Origin of the sequence: Acidisoma cellulosilyticum (assembly GCF_020621385.1) — a bacterium.
Classification (GTDB): domain Bacteria; phylum Pseudomonadota; class Alphaproteobacteria; order Acetobacterales; family Acetobacteraceae; genus Acidisoma; species Acidisoma cellulosilyticum.
The window spans coordinates 1-810 of record NZ_JAESVA010000046.1 but is presented as its reverse complement, the minus strand read 5'-3'; the positions used below and the strand labels follow the sequence as shown (position 1 = coordinate 810).

General features: G+C 61.4%; 1 protein-coding gene. It reads right to left on the bottom strand.

Annotated elements, in window-relative coordinates:
- On the bottom strand, positions 1–810 hold an 810-nt coding region (locus ACELLULO517_RS28460), incomplete at both ends, for a pre-peptidase C-terminal domain-containing protein (RefSeq protein ID WP_227310878.1).

Genomic DNA, 810 nt, shown 5'->3' with positions numbered 1-810 from the left:
GTTGTTGAGACAGTTCCGAGTGTTCCGAGGTTTTGTGCGGATGCGAGGGATGATCCACCGGCTGCGGGCAGAGCGGTTGCAGATGCGGCGACGGTATAGGTTGTGTCGGTGGTATCGTTGACATGGATGTAATAGGTACCGGCGTTGAGATTGGTGGCGAGTTCGGTGAGCGTCTGCCCGGGATAGCTGACGGCGCTGATCTGGTTGCCAGCGCCATCGAGCAGGGTGACGGTGCCGTAGAGATTGAGCCCGGTGAGGTTGAGGGAGACGGCCGAGGCTGCATTCAGGGTGAAGCTGTAATAGTCATCCGGCGCGGCATTGCCGACCCAGTCGGACTGGCTTACGGCCGCTGTGGTCAAGCTGCCCAGAGTAGTGGCGGCAGCCAGTGTCGTGCCGGCGGCATTGGGCAGCGTGGTCGGCGTCGCCAGCAGGCTATAGCCGGTGCCTGTGCCATAGACGTCCGAGACATCGACATAATAGGTGCCACTCGCCAGATTCTGCACCAGCGAGGCAGGATCCAGCTTGGTGCCGAGAGCACTGCTGCCGATCGCGGTGCCGGCGGCATTATAGAGCGTGAGATAGGCATCATCGCTGGCATTGAGACCGGAGAGGCGGAAGGCCACCGTCGAGAGGCTAGACAAGGTAAATTTGTAATAGTCATCGGTATCGGCGGACGAGACCCAGCCCGCCACAGTCTTGGCCAAGGTGGTCAGTGCAGCAAGTGATGTCGTATTAGCAGCCGCGATCGTATTGCCGGCATTGTCGGCTGCGGCGGCCGTTGCCACCGCAGGCAGGCCCGTCCAGGTCGAG